Origin of the sequence: Methylobacterium sp. 22177 (genome assembly GCF_052045615.1) — a bacterium.
Taxonomy (GTDB): domain Bacteria; phylum Pseudomonadota; class Alphaproteobacteria; order Rhizobiales; family Beijerinckiaceae; genus Methylobacterium; species Methylobacterium radiotolerans.
In genome coordinates, this window is the sequence record NZ_JBQEPK010000015.1 from 33,517 (window position 1) to 50,567 (window position 17,051).

The following is a 17,051-nucleotide window of genomic DNA, read 5'->3' on the forward strand; positions in this document are numbered from 1 at the left end:
CGGCCTCGCGGATCTCCGCGTCGACCTCGCCCCGGGCCATCCGCTGCAGCACGCCGACGAGGCTGCCGAGCGGGCGGGTGATCCCGAAGATCACGATCAGCGCCGAGAGCGCCATCGCGCCGATCAGCCCCGCGACGGTGGCCGAGGTCAGGACCATCTTGGCGGTGCTCACGGCCTGTTCGGCGCCGTCGCGCGCCTGCCGCAGCTCCGATGTCAGCCGGTCCACCCGGCCCTGGACGAAGTCTCGCACCTTGGCGCGGGCGACGGAACCTTCGGTCAGCAGGATCTTTGCAGCGGCTTCATTGTCGTTCTTGAGGCCGAGGCTGTTGGACCTGTCCATGGCGGCGAAGAACTCCTCCAGGATACCCTGGAGAGCCTGATTGGTGTTCTTCCGCTCAGGGGTGTCGGCGAGCGCGATCAGCGCCTTCGTCGCGTCGAACGCCCCCTTCGCCGCGGCATCGTAGCGGGCCCGGTAGCTGCCCATCTCCTGCTCGCGGGTCTCGAGAATGAGATTGCGCGCGTTGACGGCGGCCTCGTTGACGTTGATCCGGACGGCGAGGATCTTCTCCAAGCGAACGACCTGCAGATCGACGATGTCCCGGGTCTGACGCGACAGATCGTTCAGGTTAGCGTTCGCGTAGAAGATCAAACCAGCGGAGAGCGCCGCCATCAGCAGAAGTGGCAGGAACGATTTCACCAGGACTTTAGTATTGCGCAACATCACGGCCCCCGTCAGTGTCTGATGTGCTAGGTGTCAGTTATCATACTTAAAAAATAGTGAAGACAGGTTTTGACCGACTTATCGTCGTCGCGTAGATTGTCAATATCCGCGTGATGCAACTTGAGAGATCAGTTCTGGTCCGTGGCCGACACAGGGACGTGGACGTTGTCCGCCGCCGGGATTGGAGAGGATCTGCGGCGCGGGTCCCGTCATCAGGGCCGTCCGAGGAGCCCCTTCCGACCTCGGACCGTGACGCGCCCGGCACGCTCGGAGCCGAAGGTCTGCATCCCCGCGGCGCGTCCGCATTTGTCCGCGGCGCGGGGACGCGCTCAGTGTCCGGTGGGACGATAGGCGGACGATATACGGACGAGGTGTGAAGGGTGCGCGATATGCATAACGCCCCTTTCTGGTTGAGCTATTTCTCTATCGATGTTTCCATAAGTAGAATATCGATCACAGGGTTCTTTTTTCAAGCTCAATCAAGGCAACGGATTGACATGCGAAAATTGATATACAACTCTTACGCTGCGTGTCTTGAGGGGGATTGGCAGGTATGCTACCTGAGGTTGGTACTGGCGGGAGAAATGTTTTTGACGCGGCTTTGAAAAATTCAATAAAGATCGTTTGTGCCTACGTCTCCCGAAATTCGGTCTCGCACACCCAGCTCTGTGAGATTTTGGTTAGTACGTACGAGATGCTTTGCCAGATCAGCGTGGGGCCGGCGCCCGCGGTCGCGACGCCCGAAGCCGCGACCGCGCGGGAGATCCGCACGTCCATCCAGGCCGAGGGCCTGATCAGCTTCATCGATGGCAGGTCCTACAAGACGCTCAAGCGTCATCTGACGGCGCACGGCCTGACACCGCAGGATTACCGCGCCAAGTACGGGTTGCCGCGCGACTATCCGATGGTCGCTCCGGGTTACGCCGCCAAGCGCTCGGAGATCGCGCGATTGCTGCAGCTGCGCCATAAGTCCGGATAGGCCTGCGCGACCGCGCGAGGATCGGTCCGCCGGGATGCGTCCGACATCGCGGCGGGCGTCGCCGAGCCGGCCGCGACTGCCACCGGCGCCACCGGAGGCCGGCCCCGCCGCGCTGCGCGCGCACGCCCGAGCGTCGCGATCGCGGTCTCCTTCGCGGAGGCGGTCGCGGCCGGCGGTCGCGACGACAAACGAGAAGATATCCTCGAGCCCTGAGCGGCGCTCTCGGGCGAGACGCGCTGACCCCCTCCCTTCGGGCTGTCAGGCGCGTCCGAGCGGGTATCGCACCTTCTGCTCGGCCGCGAACCGGCTCGCCTCCGTCAGCACCCGGGTCCGGAACCGGTCGGCTTTGTGCCGATCGTCAACGCCCTCGGCGCTGATGAGCCAGCGGGACGTCGCCGCCGCGACGGCTGGGCCGACGCGGACGAGGGTGCCGTCGCGCAGGTCCCGCTCCATGGGCGCGCCCCGGCCGAGGGCAACGCCCAGGCCCGCGGCCGCGGCCTGGAGCGCCATCGCGAAGGTGTCGACGTGCAGGGTGTCGGCCGACGGCAGTTCCGCCGTCCCTGCCGCCTGGCGCCAAGCCGGGCAATCCTCGGTCGCGGACGCGACGTGGATCGTCGTCGCGCGCCGGAGATCGACGGTACCGTCCGGCCGGTGACGGCGTCGCGACAGGCCGGGCGGCAGGCGGGGCGCTGCCAGTCTTCGAAGAGGCGGATGTTGCGCTGGGCGGAGTCGGGAGCCGCCCGAGACGGAGGGCGCGATCGAGAACTCGGATCCCGGCGAGCTGCGGGGGCCACGCCTCGGCCAGGATCGGCCGGAGCGGGCGGCGACGCGGTCAGTCCCGCGGTGCCGGGCCGGCGACGGGCGCCTTCGGCACTGCGAGACGTCCCTCCGCGGCCTTGTTGATGTACTGGCTGGCGATGAAGAGTCCCTTCAGCGGCCGGATGATCGGCACGCAGGCCAGGATGAGCAGCGGGAGCGTCACTGCCGCGTGGACCCAGAGCGGCGGATCGTAGGCCAGTTCCAGCCAGATCCCGAAGGCGGTGACGGGGAACGCCATCGTCATCATGATGAAGAAGGCGGGCCCGTCCGCCGGGTCGGCAAAGCTGTAGTCGAGGCCGCACGCCTCGCAGCGCGGCCGCAGGGTGATGAAGCCGTCGAACAGACGGCCTTCCCCGCAGCGCGGGCAGCGGCAGCGCAGCCCGACCGACATGAGCGATTGATCGGTAGTCCTCTGCATCATCCACGTTCCTGAACAGCGGGCCGTTCCCTGTACGGACGGGCTTGTGCCTGTCGATTGTATGGCATATTAAACCATACAATGGCGGCGGAAACCGAGCGTTCCGGCGAATCGTCCGCCGAGCGCGGAACGGACGCACGGCCGTGCACGCCGGTCGTACTCTGAATGTATGAATACGCCAGCGCGAGAACAGGGGTCAATGTTGGAATCCTGGAGCCCGACAATCGCCGGCGAGACCGGGCCCAAGTACCTCGCCATCGTCCGGGCGCTGACCGCGGACATCCGTGCCGGCCGGCTCGCGCCGGGAGCGCGCCTGCCGCCGCAGCGCGCGCTGGCGAAGCAGCTGAACGTCGATCTCACGACGGTAACGCGTGCCTTCAACGAGGCGCGCCGAGTGGGATTGATCGACGCGACGGCTGGCCGAGGCAGTTTCGTCCGGGGGCCCCGGTCGCCGGCCGCGGAGGTGCCACGGCCTGATCCGTCCGGCAGCATCGACTTCAGCGTGAACATGCCGCCCCAGCCCGCGGCGGCGCGACTGGCGGAGCGCCTGGAGGCAGGTCTGTCGCGGCTCGCCGGATCGTCCGGCTTCCTCGCCCGAATGCAGTACCAGGACAGTGCCGGGAACCTGGCCGACCGGGCGGCGGCGGCCCACTGGCTCGGTCAACGGCTCGGGACACTTCCGGTGCAGCGCGTCCTCGTGGCGGGCGGTGCCCAGGTCGTGCTCGCCGCCGTGCTCGCCGCCATCCTGAAGCCGGGCGACGTCCTCTGCGTCCCGGCGCTCACCTATCCCGGGCTGCGCACGGCCGCGGAGCGCCGCGGAGTCCGCCTCGTGCCGGTGGCCGGCGACGCGGAAGGGCTCGAGCCGGACGCCTTCCGCGAACGCTGCGAAACCGAGCGTCCGCGGGCTCTGTACCTCGTTCCGACGCTCGACAACCCGACCACCGCGACCCTGCCGGCGGTCCGGCGGCGGCAGATTGCCGAGATTGCCAGAACGCACGGCGTCGCCATCATCGAGGACGACGCGTACGGCGCACTGCCCCTGGACGCTCCGGCTCCCATCGCGTCCCAGGCGAGCGACATCACGTGGCACATCGCGACGCTGTCCAAATGCGCGAGTCCCGGCCTGCGCGTCGCCTACGTCGCGGTCCCGGGAACGAACGAGGCGGTGCGGCTGGCGGCCGAACTGCGCGCCATCAACTTGATGGCCTCGCCTCTCACGGCCGCGCTCGCCTCACACTGGATCGCCGAGGGCGAGCTCGACGCCGTCGTCGCGGCGATCCGGCAGGAGAACGCGCTCAGGCAGGCCGTCGCGCGCGAGACGCTCCAGGGTCTCGACGTCCGGGGGCATCCAAGCGGGCACCATCTGTGGCTCCGGCTTCCCGCTTTCTGGCGTCGCGGCGAGTTCGGCGCCCACGCGCGGCAGCTCGGCGTGTCGGTCATCCCGAGCGACGCCTTCGCGGTCGGGCCTGCTCCGGAAGCCATCCGCGTCTCCCTGGGCGCGGCGCCGGACGCCGAGACGCTCCGATACGGCCTCAGCCTGCTCGCGACGTTGCTGGCGCATCCGCCCGGCGCGATCTCGACCGTTGTCTGAGCCGGCCGAGGCGGCCCGTGCCTCGCGCGTTCGGGCAGTCCGCGCCGCCCGGACGAGCGCTGTCCCTCGATCGTCGGCCGACTCCTGCTGGGGGAGGCGCGCTCCCCGTGGGACGCCCGGCGCGTGCCGATCCGAATCCGCTCACCGCGAAGGGAACGCGATGCTGTGCTGTCTTGGGCAGACGCGATCGCGGATCCTGCGCCGTCCCGCGCGCGCCGTGGCGCTCGCGCTGGCCCTGCTCGCGTCCGCCTGCTCGGACGATGGGCGGGAACGCCGCCGTGCCCTGGGCGAGACGTCGACGTTCGACGACGTCATGCGGGTGGCCGACGCGGAGCGCGGCGGGCGGCTGTTCGGTCAGTGCGCCGCCTGTCACACGATCAGCCCCGGCGCGGGCGATCGGAACGGTCCCGGACTCTACGACGTGCTCGGCAAGCCCGTTGCCAGCAACAGCAGGCGCTACGGCTATACCGGGGCGCTGCGGTCGCTGGGCGGCGTCTGGACCCCGGAGCTTATGGACCTCTGGCTCTCCGCCCCGGCGAAGCTCGCGCCCGGCACCAGCATGAGCTTCCGCGGCCTCCCCGATGCCCTCGATCGGGCGGATATCATCGCCTACCTTCGGTCGCATTCGCCCGGGGACGGTGACGCAGAGCCGCGGCCGGCGCGGCCCTGAGCCGGTCCTGTCGGCGTCGCTCGTCCGCCCGCACAGGTCGGAAGCGGGGCAGTGCTGCCGGTCAGACGAAATGCGCCGGCAGGGCCACGTCCTGCGCGTACTGGATCACAGCCAGTGCGAGACCCGCGATCATCGACCAAGCGACGATGCGGTCGGATCCAGACGCGGTGTTCGTCATCATGCGCGTGACCATCTGCCGTCTCCTCCTCGTCGCGGCCCGAGATCGGCCGCCGTGAGGCGGTGTTATGGTCAAGCTCCTTTGCCGCAGGATTGCGCGAAGTATTTCGTCCCGTGCGGCGGCATGGGCTGACTTGACGATCCCGGCTCGCGCGGGATCGCCGGAACCGGCAGTCTGCGGCCGTCCTTCGCGACGGCGGCAAGCCGACGTCGGTCCGGGAGAGCTCCGGGAGCCTCCCCTCAGAACAGGCCGACGGATTCTTCCGGGAAGCGGATCGCGAAGACCGCGCCTAAGCCCGGCCCGGCGCTCTCGGCCGTGGCGCGGCCGCCGTGCAGCTCGGCGATCCGACGGACGATCGAGAGCCCGAGACCGGTCGAGTTCTCGCCGCCGGTGGGCTTGGCCGACAGGCGCTGGAACCGGCCGAACACGCGGGACGAATCCTCCGGCGACAGGCCGGGCCCGTGGTCGGCGACGGCGCAGACCAGCTCCGCGCCCCGCGGGCCCGGCTCGCGGCTGACCCGCACCGTGATCGCGCCGCCGGTCGGGCTGTACTTGATGGCGTTGGAGACGAGGTTGTCGAGCGCCTCGCGGAGGCGCTCGGCGTCGCCGCAGAGGAACAGCTCGTCCGGGCCCTCGCAGACCAGGGTCTGGCCCTTGGCGTCGGCCAGCGGCCGGTCGGCCTCGCAGACCTCCCGGGCGAGGCCCGCGAGGTCCACCGGTTCCCGGCGCAGGCTGATGTCGAGGGCGTCGTTCATCGCGTCCGCCATGAGGCTGTCGATCATGGTCGTCAGCCCCTTCGCGCTGGTGCGCACGTGCTGCACCTGCGCCCGCATCTGCTCCCGGTCCCCTTGCATGTCGATCAGGTCGGACAGCATCTCGGCGCGGCCGAGGATCACCGCCAGCGGATTCTTCAGATCGTGCGCGATCGTGCCGAGGATCTCGGTCTTGAGGCTGTTGGCGCGCCGCAGGTCCGAGCGCTGCAGGTCCAGCCGGCGGTTCGCCCGGATCAGCTCCGCGGTCCGCTCGACGACCCGCCGCTCCAGGTCGGCGTTGGTTTGCTGCAGCCGCTCGTAGAGGATGACGTTGTCGAACGCGATCGACAGCCGGCTCGTGAACAGGGCGATGAGCGACCGGTCCGTCTCGGAGAGCTGGCGGTCGGCCTCGATCAGCGCGACGATCTCGCTGCCGCTCGCGGTGTGCAGGTACAGGGTCGACCAGTGCTCGCCGAAGCTGTGGCGGCGCTCGGCGAAGGCCCGCTCAACGAGGGGTTGCACCCGCTCCTCCAGCGGCCAGGCCGGCTCGCGCCCGGCATAGTGGCCGTAGCAGCCGGACCCGGCCAGGACGCAGAAGCGCTCCTGCGGGGCGGCGGTCTCGCGCAGGACCAGGATCCCCGCGCAGGCGACGTTCAGGAGCGAGGCGACCTGGGTGAGGACACCCTCGGCCAGGCGCTGCATCGATTTGTGGTCGAGGAGCATCGGCGCCGCGTCGATGATGATCTCGAGCCCGCGCCGGGTCTCGTCGAGGCGCTTCAGCTGCTGGTGGGCGCGCAGGGCCGCGGTGAGGCTGGTGAACAGCTTGTCGGCGGTCAGTTCGGTCTTCGCCTTGTAGTCGTTGATGTCGTAATCGACGATGATCCGCCGCTCCGGTGCCTGGCCGGGCTGGCCGGTCCGCAGGATGATGCGCACGGTCTCCTGCCGGAGTTCGCGCCGGATGTAGTCCACCAGCTCCAGCCCGGCATTGTCGGTCTCCATCACCACGTCGAGCAGCACCACCGCCACGTCGCGGCGCTCGGCGAGCAGCACCCGCGCCTCCGCGGCCGACCGGGCGGTGAGGATCTCCAGGCCCCGCCCGTCGAGGGTGTAGCTCGCCAGCGCGTAACGCGTGCCGTCATGGACCGCCGGATCGTCGTCGATCACGGCGATCACCCAGGCTCCCGCGGTCGGTTGCGCCTCATCGGGATCGTCGGGGATCAACGTGAGGGTATCATCGTCCATGGCTATGACCCGAAATGCTGCTCGCAACCGGACGACTACGCTAGAAATCGTGTTGAAAACTTGTCACGGTAACGTGAGCCGATACGATTCCTGCATTCGTTCCAGAGCGAACCCGGAAAGTGCGCACCGCTGCGATGACCATTCCAGACAGCCCCGCCCCCGGCACCGCCCGCGGCGTCGCGGCGATCCCGTCGATCGCCGTGGTCGACGACGAGGCGGCGACCCGCGAGATGGTCGGGGATTACCTCAAGCTCCACGGGTTCGCGGTGGTCCTGTGCGACGGCGGGCGCGCCCTGCGCGAGCACCTCGCCCACCACAGTCCCGACCTGATCGTGCTCGACCTGAACATGCCCGAGGAGGACGGGCTCTCCATCGTGCGCGACCTCAAGGCCCGCACGGCGATCCCGATCATCATGCTCACCGCCACGGCGAGCGCGATCGACCGCGTGGTCGGGCTGGAGCTCGGGGCCGACGATTACCTGCCCAAACCGTGCGAGTTGCGGGAGCTGGTCGCCCGCGTGCGATCGGTCCTGCGCCGCGTGCAGATGCCGGGCGCCGCGCCGGCCCCGGCTCCCGTGGGCGGACGCCGGATCCGGTTCGGCACCAAGTGGCTGGAACTCGACGCGCTGCGCCTGAGCGACGATGCCGGTCTGGAGCAGGCGCTCACCCGCTCGGAATTCGATCTGCTGAAGGCCTTCGCCGACAACCCGCGGCGCGCGCTCTCGCGCGAGCGCCTGCTCGACCTCGCCGACGCCCGCGACCCGGACGCGTTCGACCGCGCCATCGACGTGCGGATCAACCGCATCCGCAAGAAGGTCGAGCCGGATCCCGGCAATCCGCGCTACATCCGGACCGTGCGGGGTCTCGGATACATATTCCGCCCCGAGGGGGACTGATGTTCCCGGCTAAATGTTGCGTCGTGACGTGACAACGCAACAATTCGTGCTCCGGCTTGGGCTGGAAGCAATATCGGCGGTACGGAGCTTCCCTATCAGCGTGGCAGGACCGAGGGCCGCGGGTGCCCGGAGGACGGGCCATGCGACACGTGATCGGAACCTCGTCGGCCGCGGCGGTCGGCACGCTCTGCATCCTGGCCTTCGTCGGCTGGACCCCGGTGCCCGGCACCGTGACCGTGGAGGCCCGCGGCGGCGGCCGGGCCGCTGCGGCGGCCCGTGACGGCGTTCCCTGTGCTGGAGCGACCTGGCCCTACCCACCGGGCGCCTGCGCGGGTGCCGGCCCGGCCGCCCGGCGCGTCCGCCTCATTGCGGTCGATGCCGCGCCCGGCCCGCGGTGAGGGGCGGACCCGGCCATGCCGCACTTCATCGATGATCCCGGCTTCGACGAAGATCCCGACCTGCTTCTCCGGCTGCGCCGCATGCTGCGCGGCGGCGATCCCCGGCCACGGCGACTGCCGACCTGCGCGGAGCGGTTCGGCGTGCCCACGCCGCACGGCGCACCCACGCCGCGCGATGGCGCGCGTGACGCGCAGGATCCGGTGCTGGCCGGCCCCGCCCCGCGACGGGTCGGATCCCGACCGCGCTGAGACCGCGCGTGGTGGGTGGCTGCGAGGCGGCCTTTGCGAGCACAGCGAAGCGATCCGGCGGCGCCAGACCGACCGGGCGCGCGCAGCCCTGGATCACTCCGCTGCGCTCGTGACGGCGGAGCGGGCGGCATCGACCGAAGGCTGCGAGCGGCGACCGGAAGACTTGGTCGCCCGGGCGCCAGGACCCGTCGGAGCGCCGCCCGATTGCACCGCACTCCGGCCCGGCCTTAAGTTGCTGCCGGACCCCTATGTCGGGACGCGGATGCGGGTTGGACCCAAGATCGCCCTGGTCGGAGGCGTGCCGATCCTCGCCGCCGGCGCGATCGCCATGGCCGGCTGGCTGCTCCTGGCGCAGGAGGAGCGCGCCCGGCGCGGTGCGGTCCTGGTGGCCGACGTCTACCACGACATCGCCACCGCCCGCTTGGTCCGCGATCAGTACGCCGCCGCGGACGCGCGGGACCGGTCCGCCTATGCCGAGCGCTTCGCCGGCCTGACGGCGCGGGCCGAGGCCGGTCTCGGCCGGCTCGCCGGCTTCGCCCGCATCGACGAACAGCGCGCGCGGATCGCCTCTGTGGAGCGGGCCCTGGCCCGCTATCGGGGCGAGATGGACGCCTTCGTCCGGCGGACGCGGGAGAATGACGGCCTGATCCGCGAGATGACGCAGCGGGCCGACACCCTGATCGACCTCACCGACCGGGCACGCCTGCGGCAGCAGGCCTCGAACGCGGACCTCGCGCGCTCGATGGCCGAGAAGGTCGAGGCGCTGCGGGTCGCCCGGGGACTCGTCGCCCGCCTCAACGCCCTGAGAGCCCGGAGCGCGGAGGGCGCCGTGGTCGCCGCCCGGACCGCCGCCCAGGCGGGAGCGCAGGTTGTGGCCCGGAGCGACGCCCCCGCGGGAGCGGCGGGCGCGGAGAGCGAGGGCCCGCGCGCGCAGAGTCTTTTCCGCGCCGCCAGCCGCGATCTCGCGATCGCTCTGCGGGCCGACGGCCGGGATGCCGACGCCGAGTCCCTCGACGCGCTCGCCGCCGAGGCGGCGGCGCAGAAACCGGATCTCCGCGCGAAGCTCGACGGCTGGATCGAGCGCGTTCTGAAGATCGAGACCTCCGGCCAGGAGAGCCTGCACGACGAGGTGGCGCAGCTGCTCGCCTATTCCGTGGAGGCCAACGAGATCGAGCAGGCCACCCAGAACGTCGCGATCGGCACCCTCAAGCTGGGGCCGCGCACCGCCGGCGCCCTCCTGCACCGGGATGCCGCCCTCGCCGAGCGGATGCGCGACGAGGGCGAGCGCCTCGCCCGGAGCGCCGCCTCGCTGCCGATCTCGCCGCTGATCCAGGCCGAGATGGTCCAGGCCCTCGACGGCTGGCGCGCGCGCCTCACCACCACCATTGGGGGCCTGCGGCAGCAGAACGCCATGATCGTCGCGATGGACGGGCTCGCCGCGACGATGATCGACAGCGCCAAGGCGCTCAACGACGCCTTCGTGGAGGATGCCGACCGGTTCGGCATCTTCATCCAGCGGATCCTGCTCGCCGGCGCGGCCGGCCTCCTGCTGTTCGGCGCCCTGGTGGTGATCTTCGTCGCCCGCTCGATCCTGGTGCCGCTGCGCGCGCTCCAGGGCGATATGGTCATGCTGACCGGGAACCCGGCGGGGGCGGCCGTGCGGGGCACGGCACGCCGGGACGAGCTCGGCGACATCGCCCGCGCCACCGCGGTCTTCGTGTCCGAGATCACCCGCCGGGAAGGCGCGCTGCGCCGGGCGAAGGATCAGGCGGACGTCGCCCTGGTCGAGCTGCGCCGGACTCAGGACGACCTCGTCCGGGCCGAGAAGCTCGCCTCCCTCGGGCAGCTCGTGGCCGGAGTCGCCCACGAGATCAACACGCCGCTCGGCATCGCGCTGACCACCGGGACGCTCATGAGCGACGAGGCGCGGACCTTCCGGACGGGACTGTCCGCCGGCACGCTATCGCGCTCCCGGCTGACTCACTTCGTCGACCGGGTCGAGGAGGGCGCCACCCTGCTCTGCGCCAACCTCACCCGGGCCGCCGACCTCGTCCAGGGCTTCAAGCAGGTCGCGGTCGACCGGGTCAGCGACGAGAGCCGCAGCGTCGCGCTGGCGACCTGGCTCGACGACCTGCTGACGAGCCTGCGGCCGATGCTGCGCAAGGGCGGCCACGTCGTGGAGCGCGCCTGCCCGGCGGACCTCGTCATCGTCACCAATCCCGGGGTGCTGGCGCAGATCGTGACCAACCTCGTCGCCAACGCGGTCGTGCACGGGTTCCGGGCGGGCGAGCCGGGACGGATCACCGTGGACGTGTCGGAACGGGAGGGGGGCCTCGTGCGGATGGAGGTTCGCGATACCGGTCAGGGCATCCCGCCGGAGCACCTCGAGCGCATCTTCGACCCGTTCTTCACGACGGCCCGGAGCGCCGGCAGCACGGGACTCGGCATGCACATCGTCCACAATCTCGTGACCGCCAAGCTCGGCGGCCGCATCGCGGTCAGCAGCGAGCGCGGTCAGGGGACCGTCGTGCAGGTCGATTTTCCCGCAGAGGGCGCGGGAGCGGCCGCGCGGCCGCGGACCAGCGCGATCGGCACGCCGTGAGGCCGGCCGCGGCATGCCGGGCCGGGCTCCTCGCCCTGGCGGCCGGCCTGGCTTCCGGCCCGCTTTTCGACCCCGGCCCGGCGGCGGCGCGCACCTTCGTGTTCTGCTCGGAGGGCAGCCCCGAATCCTTCGATCCCGCCCGCGCCACGACCACCACCACGATGAACGCCGCGTGGCAGGTCTACAACACGCTGGTGGAGTTCGCGCCCGGCACGACGACGATCCGCCCGGCCCTCGCCGAATCCTGGACGATCTCGGAGGACGGCCGGACCTACGTCTTCGCCCTGCGGGACGGCGTCCGCTTCCACGCCAACGCGCGCTTCACCCCCACGCGGCCCCTGAACGCCGACGACGTGGTGTTCTCCTTCGCCCGGCAGCGGCGCTCCGGACCCGACGGCGCCGCGCCGGGCTTCCCCTACTTCCACGACCTCGGCCTCGCCGACCTGATCGAGGCCGTCGACGCCCCGGATCCGCGCCACGTCCGGTTCCGGCTGCGCGAGGCCGACACCACCTTCCTCGCCAACATCGCCCAGGCCTTCGGCGCGATCCTCTCGGCCGAGTACGCGGCGACCCTCGCGGCCGGCAACGCGTCGGACGACATCGCGCGGGCGCCGATCGGGACCGGCCCGTTCGTGTTCGAGGGGTATCGGCCGGATCAGGTCCTGCGCTACCGCGCCTTCCCGGAATACTGGCGCCGCGCCGCGGACGACGGCGAACCGGGCGAGCGTCCCGACGGCCTCGTCTTCGCGATCACGCCGAACGCGGCGGTCCGGCTGACCAAGCTGCGGGCCGGCGAGTGCCACGCGATGGCGTTTCCGGCGACCGGCGATCTCGACGCGATCCGGGCGGAGCCGGGCCTGACGCTGCTCGCGCTCGCCGAGCTGAACGTCGCCTACCTCGCCCTCAACACGACCCGCTCACCCTTCGGAGACGTCCGGGTGCGGCGCGCGGTCAACCTCGCCATCGACCGGCGGGCGATCGTGGCGGGGGTCTACGGCGATGCCGGGATCCTGGCTCAGGGGCCGCTGCCGCCGGGGATCTGGGCCTACGACGCCGACCTGCCGGACACCCCCTTCGACCGCGGCGAGGCGCTGCGCCTGCTGGCCGAGGCCGGGCTCGCCGAGGGCTTCGACGTCGAGCTGTGGTATCCGCCGGTCAGCCGGCCCTACAATCCGAACGGCCGGCGCGTCGCCGACATGATCCAGGCCGACCTCGCGCAGGTCGGCATCCGCGCGCGACCGGTCACGCGTTCCTGGAACGCGTACCGCGCCGCCCTGTACGGCGGAGAGCCCGCGCTGATGCTCTACGGCTGGACGAGCGACAACGGCGACCCGGACAACTTCCTGAGCGTCCTGCTCGGCTGCAAGGCCGCCCTGGCCGGCGGCGCCAACCTCGCCCGCTGGTGCGACCCGGCCTACGACCGGCTGGTCGAGGCCGCCCGCCGCACCGGCGACCGGGCGGCGCGACAGGCGCTGTACCGTCAGGCCCAGGCCATCGTCCGGCACGCGATGCCCTGGGTGCCCCTGGCCCACACCAAGGTGCATCTGGCGCTCCGCAACGACGTGCGCGGCCTGACGATGGATCCCCTCGGCCGCCACCTCTTCGAGACGGTGCGGTTCCGCGCCGCCCGGTGACGACGGCGGCGCGGGCCGACCTATCCGCCACGCTCACTTCTTGGTCCGCTGCTGGAAGACCCGCAGCACTTGGTTGCCCCGCGCCACGGCGTCGTCGAGGGCCTGCTGCGGCGACTTCGCACCGTTGAGCGCCGCCTCCAGCTCCTCGGCCCAGAGGTCGCGGATCTGCAGCATGTTGCCCAGGCGCAGGCCGGCGGTGTTGCGCGTCGGCGGGCGCCGGGTCAGCTCCTGCACGGCGACGTGGAGCTGCGGGTGCCGCTCGAAGAAGCCCTCCGCCACCGCGTCGGCGTAGGCGGCGCGCGTCGTGGGGATGTAGCCGGTGTTCCGGTACAGCGCGGCCTGCTGCCGTCCCTCCATCAGGAACGCCAGGAACCGGGCGACGCCGCGGTACTCGTCCGGCGTCTTGCCCTGCATCGCGTAGAGCGAGCCGCCGCCGAGGATCGCGTTCTGCGGCTCCGCGACGACGTCGGGATAGAAGGGCATCGGCACGACCGTCCAGTCGAACCGGGCCGCGGTGGAGACCTTGCCGTACAGGCTCGACGAGGTGAGGAAGATCGCGCAGTCGCCCGAGACGAACCGACTCTCGCCGCGATTGACGCGGTCGTTGTACTCGAACACGCCCGCGCGCTTCAGGTCGACGAGGTTCTGCAAGTGGCGGACCTGGAGCGGGCCGTTGAAGACGAGCTCGGCGTCGTAGCCGTCCAGGCCGTTGGAGCGGGTCGCGAGCGGCCGGTCGTGCCAGACGGACAGCTGCTCGATATGCACCCAGGTCGGCCAAGCCGACGACAGGGCGCACCGCTTGCCGTCCGCGGCTTTGAGTCGCCGCGCGGCCTCGAAGACCTCCGGCCAGGTGGCCGGGGGTTTCTTGGCGTCGAGGCCCGCCAGACGGAACCGGTCGCGGTTGATCCACATGACCGTCGACGAGACGTTGAAGGGCAGGGACAGCATCCCGCCCTCGGCATCCAGGTAGTTGGTGGCGACGACCGGCAGGAAATCCTCCGGCGCCACCGAGAGCCCCGCCTCCCGCATCACGGTGGCGACGGGCCTGACGGCGCCGATCGCGGCCGCCATGGTGCCGTTCCCGACCTCGAAAACCTGCAGCAGGTGCGGCGCCGCGCCGGTACGGTAGGCCGTGATGCCGCTGCTGATCGTCTCGGCGTAGGAGCCCTTGTAGACCGGCACGACCCGGTAATCGGGCTGCGAGGCGTTGAACGTCTCGGCGATGCGGGTCACCAGCTCGCCGTTCGGCCCGTCGAGGGCGTGCCAGAACTGGAGTTCGGTGAGGGCTTCGGCGGGCAGCGGGCGCAGCGCGAGGAGCAGGCCGGCGAGCGCGCCGGCTATCAGCGGCCTCAGGCGGCCGTCCCCGCGCCGCGCCGGTTGCCGCGCTCCGCTCATGCCAGCCGCTCCGGAAGCCACAGCCGCAGCACCGTGCCGGCGCCCGCGCTGCTCTGCAGCTCGACCCGCCCCTGGAGGCGGTTGACCACGAGGTTGTGGACGATGTGCAGGCCGAGGCCCGTCCCGCCGCGGGCGCGCGCCGTGGTGAAGAACGGGTCGAACACGCGGCCGAGGTCGGCGCCGTCGATGCCGCGCCCGTCATCGGCGATCGAGAGGCCGATGCCGTCCCCGGACCGGATCCCCGTGATGGTGATGCGGCCACCCTCCCGCTCCTGAAAGCCGTGCTCGATCGCGTTCTTGACAGCGTTCGACACGACCTGCGCCAGGATGCCCGGCAGCGTGTCGACGACGAGATCGGGCGGGCATTCGACCACGAAGACGTGCCGGCCCGGTCGCGCCAGGGCGCGCAGGCTCTTCAGCAACTCGTCGATCCAGTCCGCGAGGTTCAGCGCGCGGCGGTCCTCGATGGCCTGATCGGCCGCCACCTGCTTGAAACTGTAGAGGAGGTCGGCCGCGCGCATCAGGTTGCTGGTCAGGAGCTGAGCGCCCTCCCGCATCCGCCCGGCATACTGGGTCAGCCGCGAGCGGGAGAGCTGGTTCTCGCCCACCAGCCGCTCGAACGCGGCCGAGTCGGACTGGACCTGCGTCGCCGTGGTCAGGGCGATGCCGAGCGGGGTGCTGATCTCGTGCGAGACGCCCGCCACGAGCTGGCCGAGCGACGCGAGCCGCTCCGCGCGGATCAGGTCCTCCTGGGCCTGCCGCAGAGTGGTGAGCGCGTCGTCGGCCCGCTGCGAGGCGTTGCGCCGGTCCGCCTCGCGACGGCGGATCTGCTCCAGGAACGCGTTCGTCGCCCTGGCGATGTCGCCGAGTTCGTCGCGCCGCGTGAGCAGGTGGCCGTCGCGGCCGATATCCTCTGGGGCGGGCGCGGCGGCGGCCGTGACGATGCTGTGCTGCAGGGCGTGCAGCGGCCGGGTGATCGAGCGCGCCACCGCGGCGGCGGCGCCGATCCCGAGGCACAGGGCGCCCACTGCCCCGACGACCAGGAGCTGCCGGATCACGCTGCCGAACTGGTCGGCATCGTCGATGAAGGCCCGGCTCAGGGTCTGCGCGTTGGCGCTCATCGTGGCGGCGCGGCTGTCCATGTCGGCGATGGTGTCGTTCTGCTCGCCGATCTTCTCGATCGTCGCGGCGAGCTGCGCGCGCCAGCCGTCGATCGCCTCCGCCATCTCGTCCCGGATGCTCACCGGGATGAGCAGCGTCCGGGACGTGCCCGACAGCTCCGCGCCCGCCTCCAGCACCCGCGACGCCTCCGCGGTGTCCCGGCGCGCGAGCGCCGCATCGGTCCGCCGGGCGAGGCGCAGGGCCGTGAGGGCGATGTCCTGGGCGGAGAGTTCGGCCTCGTTCGAGAGGACCGAGTGACGGATCAGGAGCGCGACCTCCTCGTACAGCCGGTTCTGGCGGGCGACGCTCACTTGGACGAGCTGGTCGCACCACTCGACCAGGACGCGGCCGGCCTGGGTGGCGCGGGTCAATTCGAAGCCCTCGGACAGGACCCGGTTGAGGTCGTCCTCGGTCCGGCTCCGGTCGCGATACGCCTTCAGGAGCTCCGTCGCCCGGTCCGCCGCCCCCGCCTCGCCGTCGACCCGCAGGACGCGGCGTAGCCGGTCGCCCACGGCGTCGAGCTGGCGCAGGTCGGCGGCGAGTTCGTCGAACTCGATCGGGAAGACCGGGCGGCCGATGCGCGCCCGGTTCAGCTCCGCGGTGCTGATCGCCTCGCGCAGCTCCCGGAGGGCGGTGACGACGCCCTGATTCCGCTCCAGCTCGGCATCCTTGACGGCCAGGACGGCGATCAACTGGGCATTGTCCTGCTGCTGGCGCCGGCGCGCGACGTCGGTCAGCGCGACCAGGGCGTCCGCCCGCCGGGCCATGTCGGCGATCGTGGCGGTCGCCGTGCGCTCGGAGAGCAGGAGCGAGCGCATCCGCGTCACCTGCGAGTTCAGATCGCCCGTGACGGTCGCCACGAGCGCGGACTGGCCGCGCGTGCGCGCGAGACCCTCGAGACGTTCGAGCTGCCCGGCCGCGGTGGCGGCCCGCTCGTCGAAGCGGCGCTCGGCCTCGTCCCGCCGCGCGGTGCCGCCGCTGACGGCGTCCGCCCGCGCCCGGTTCATCGACGTGAGCGTCTGCGCCGTCTCCGTCGCCACCACGGCGCCGGTCCGGGCGCGCTCGGCCTCGTAGAGCAGGATCCAGGCGCCCAGCGCGATGGCGGCCGCGACGAGGATCGGGATCGCGCCGACCACGAGGACGCGGCGCGCGATCCCGGACCGCCCGAACCCGCGGGTCATCGCGCCTCGCACCGTGTCCCGCGCCCCGTCACCCGTGCGGCCTCCCGATCGGTCGCCGATTCCGCGACGACACATTCCGTTATTCTGCCATCGGCGCGATGACTTCCCGAGAGCGCTGAAGCAACACGGGACGCAATATTCCCGCAGCACGGCTTCCGTAGATAC

Annotated in this window: 15 protein-coding genes; 8 read left to right on the forward strand and 7 right to left on the reverse strand. The window is 71.3% G+C overall.

Annotated elements, in window-relative coordinates; all coding sequences use genetic code 11:
* Positions 1–721 (reverse strand): MCP four helix bundle domain-containing protein (locus ACTJK8_RS15515; protein WP_440762136.1); only part of this gene is annotated, 721 nt, incomplete at its 3' end.
* Positions 722–1,274: 553 nt separating this feature from the next.
* Between ACTJK8_RS15515 and ACTJK8_RS15520 the strand changes: the two genes are divergently transcribed.
* A complete protein-coding gene (locus ACTJK8_RS15520) occupies positions 1,275–1,700 on the forward strand; it encodes a MucR family transcriptional regulator (protein WP_012320236.1) in 426 nt (141 codons plus the stop codon).
* Positions 1,701–1,958: 258 nt separating this feature from the next.
* On the opposite strand, the gene ACTJK8_RS15525 is transcribed toward ACTJK8_RS15520, so the two are convergent.
* Positions 1,959–2,459 (reverse strand): LysR substrate-binding domain-containing protein, encoded by a 501-nt coding sequence (locus tag ACTJK8_RS15525; RefSeq protein ID WP_083460949.1) that lies wholly within the window; start codon positions 2,457–2,459, stop codon positions 1,959–1,961.
* Positions 2,460–2,532: 73 nt separating this feature from the next.
* Entirely contained in the window at positions 2,533–2,937 is a 405-nt protein-coding gene (locus tag ACTJK8_RS15530; RefSeq protein WP_024829394.1) for a DUF983 domain-containing protein, read from the reverse strand.
* A 199-nt stretch (positions 2,938–3,136) separates the two neighbouring features.
* On the opposite strand from ACTJK8_RS15530, the gene ACTJK8_RS15535 reads away from it, so the two are divergent.
* Together ACTJK8_RS15535 and ACTJK8_RS15540 are read left to right on the forward strand one after the other, a co-directional pair.
* Positions 3,137–4,528, forward strand: a complete 1,392-nt coding sequence (locus ACTJK8_RS15535; RefSeq protein WP_440762137.1) for a PLP-dependent aminotransferase family protein — start codon at positions 3,137–3,139, stop codon at positions 4,526–4,528.
* A 160-nt stretch (positions 4,529–4,688) separates the two neighbouring features.
* Positions 4,689–5,198, forward strand: coding sequence for a c-type cytochrome (locus tag ACTJK8_RS15540; protein ID WP_440762138.1), 510 nt, complete (start codon positions 4,689–4,691; stop codon positions 5,196–5,198).
* 61 nt (positions 5,199–5,259) lie between these two features.
* On the opposite strand, the gene ACTJK8_RS15545 is transcribed toward ACTJK8_RS15540, so the two are convergent.
* Together ACTJK8_RS15545 and ACTJK8_RS15550 are read right to left on the reverse strand one after the other, a co-directional pair.
* Positions 5,260–5,391 carry a hypothetical protein gene (locus ACTJK8_RS15545; RefSeq protein WP_012320231.1) on the reverse strand — a complete coding sequence of 44 codons (132 nt, stop codon included), beginning with the start codon at positions 5,389–5,391 and terminating at the stop codon, positions 5,260–5,262.
* 224 nt (positions 5,392–5,615) lie between these two features.
* Positions 5,616–7,370 carry an ATP-binding response regulator gene (locus ACTJK8_RS15550; protein ID WP_024829397.1) on the reverse strand — a complete coding sequence of 585 codons (1,755 nt, stop codon included), beginning with the start codon at positions 7,368–7,370 and terminating at the stop codon, positions 5,616–5,618.
* Positions 7,371–7,504: 134 nt separating this feature from the next.
* Between ACTJK8_RS15550 and ACTJK8_RS15555 the strand changes: the two genes are divergently transcribed.
* The 5 genes from ACTJK8_RS15555 (at position 7,505) to ACTJK8_RS15575 (ending at position 13,149) form a co-directional block, all read left to right on the forward strand.
* Entirely contained in the window at positions 7,505–8,266 is a 762-nt protein-coding gene (locus tag ACTJK8_RS15555; protein WP_012320229.1) for a response regulator, read from the forward strand.
* A 140-nt stretch (positions 8,267–8,406) separates the two neighbouring features.
* The gene (locus ACTJK8_RS15560; protein WP_043074095.1) at positions 8,407–8,664 is read left to right on the forward strand and encodes a hypothetical protein; all 258 of its coding nucleotides are present in this window, start codon (positions 8,407–8,409) and stop codon (positions 8,662–8,664) included.
* A gap of 15 nt (positions 8,665–8,679) precedes the next feature.
* Positions 8,680–8,913: a hypothetical protein gene (locus ACTJK8_RS15565; RefSeq protein WP_440762139.1), complete on the forward strand. Its 234-nt coding sequence runs from the start codon at positions 8,680–8,682 to the stop codon at positions 8,911–8,913.
* Between the two features lie 262 nt (positions 8,914–9,175).
* A complete protein-coding gene (locus ACTJK8_RS15570) occupies positions 9,176–11,515 on the forward strand; it encodes an ATP-binding protein (RefSeq protein ID WP_440762140.1) in 2,340 nt (779 codons plus the stop codon).
* Positions 11,512–13,149, forward strand: coding sequence for an ABC transporter substrate-binding protein (locus ACTJK8_RS15575; protein ID WP_440762141.1), 1,638 nt, complete (start codon positions 11,512–11,514; stop codon positions 13,147–13,149). The genes ACTJK8_RS15570 and ACTJK8_RS15575 overlap by 4 nt, the downstream gene beginning before the upstream one ends.
* Positions 13,150–13,182: 33 nt before the next feature.
* On the opposite strand, the gene ugpB is transcribed toward ACTJK8_RS15575, so the two are convergent.
* Positions 13,183–14,544: a sn-glycerol-3-phosphate ABC transporter substrate-binding protein UgpB gene (gene ugpB / locus ACTJK8_RS15580; RefSeq protein WP_440762142.1), complete on the reverse strand. Its 1,362-nt coding sequence runs from the start codon at positions 14,542–14,544 to the stop codon at positions 13,183–13,185.
* Complete coding sequence (locus ACTJK8_RS15585; protein WP_012320224.1) at positions 14,541–16,886, reverse strand: sensor histidine kinase; 2,346 nt, start codon at positions 16,884–16,886, stop codon at positions 14,541–14,543. Before ACTJK8_RS15585 ends, ugpB begins: the two co-directional genes overlap by 4 nt.
* Positions 16,887–17,051 lie beyond the last annotated feature (165 nt).

Coding starts and splice junctions, on each gene's coding strand:
- ACTJK8_RS15520 (WP_012320236.1), top strand. CDS start 1,275: ATGCTACCTGAGGTTGGTACTGGCGGGAGAAATGTTTTTGACGCGGCT.
- ACTJK8_RS15530 (WP_024829394.1), bottom strand. CDS start 2,937: ATGCAGAGGACTACCGATCAATCGCTCATGTCGGTCGGGCTGCGCTGC.
- ACTJK8_RS15535 (WP_440762137.1), top strand. CDS start 3,137: ATGTTGGAATCCTGGAGCCCGACAATCGCCGGCGAGACCGGGCCCAAG.
- ACTJK8_RS15540 (WP_440762138.1), top strand. CDS start 4,689: ATGCTGTGCTGTCTTGGGCAGACGCGATCGCGGATCCTGCGCCGTCCC.
- ACTJK8_RS15545 (WP_012320231.1), bottom strand. CDS start 5,391: ATGGTCACGCGCATGATGACGAACACCGCGTCTGGATCCGACCGCATC.
- ACTJK8_RS15550 (WP_024829397.1), bottom strand. CDS start 7,370: ATGGACGATGATACCCTCACGTTGATCCCCGACGATCCCGATGAGGCG.
- ACTJK8_RS15555 (WP_012320229.1), top strand. CDS start 7,505: ATGACCATTCCAGACAGCCCCGCCCCCGGCACCGCCCGCGGCGTCGCG.
- ACTJK8_RS15560 (WP_043074095.1), top strand. CDS start 8,407: ATGCGACACGTGATCGGAACCTCGTCGGCCGCGGCGGTCGGCACGCTC.
- ACTJK8_RS15565 (WP_440762139.1), top strand. CDS start 8,680: ATGCCGCACTTCATCGATGATCCCGGCTTCGACGAAGATCCCGACCTG.
- ACTJK8_RS15570 (WP_440762140.1), top strand. CDS start 9,176: ATGCGGGTTGGACCCAAGATCGCCCTGGTCGGAGGCGTGCCGATCCTC.
- ugpB (WP_440762142.1), bottom strand. CDS start 14,544: ATGAGCGGAGCGCGGCAACCGGCGCGGCGCGGGGACGGCCGCCTGAGG.
- ACTJK8_RS15585 (WP_012320224.1), bottom strand. CDS start 16,886: ATGACCCGCGGGTTCGGGCGGTCCGGGATCGCGCGCCGCGTCCTCGTG.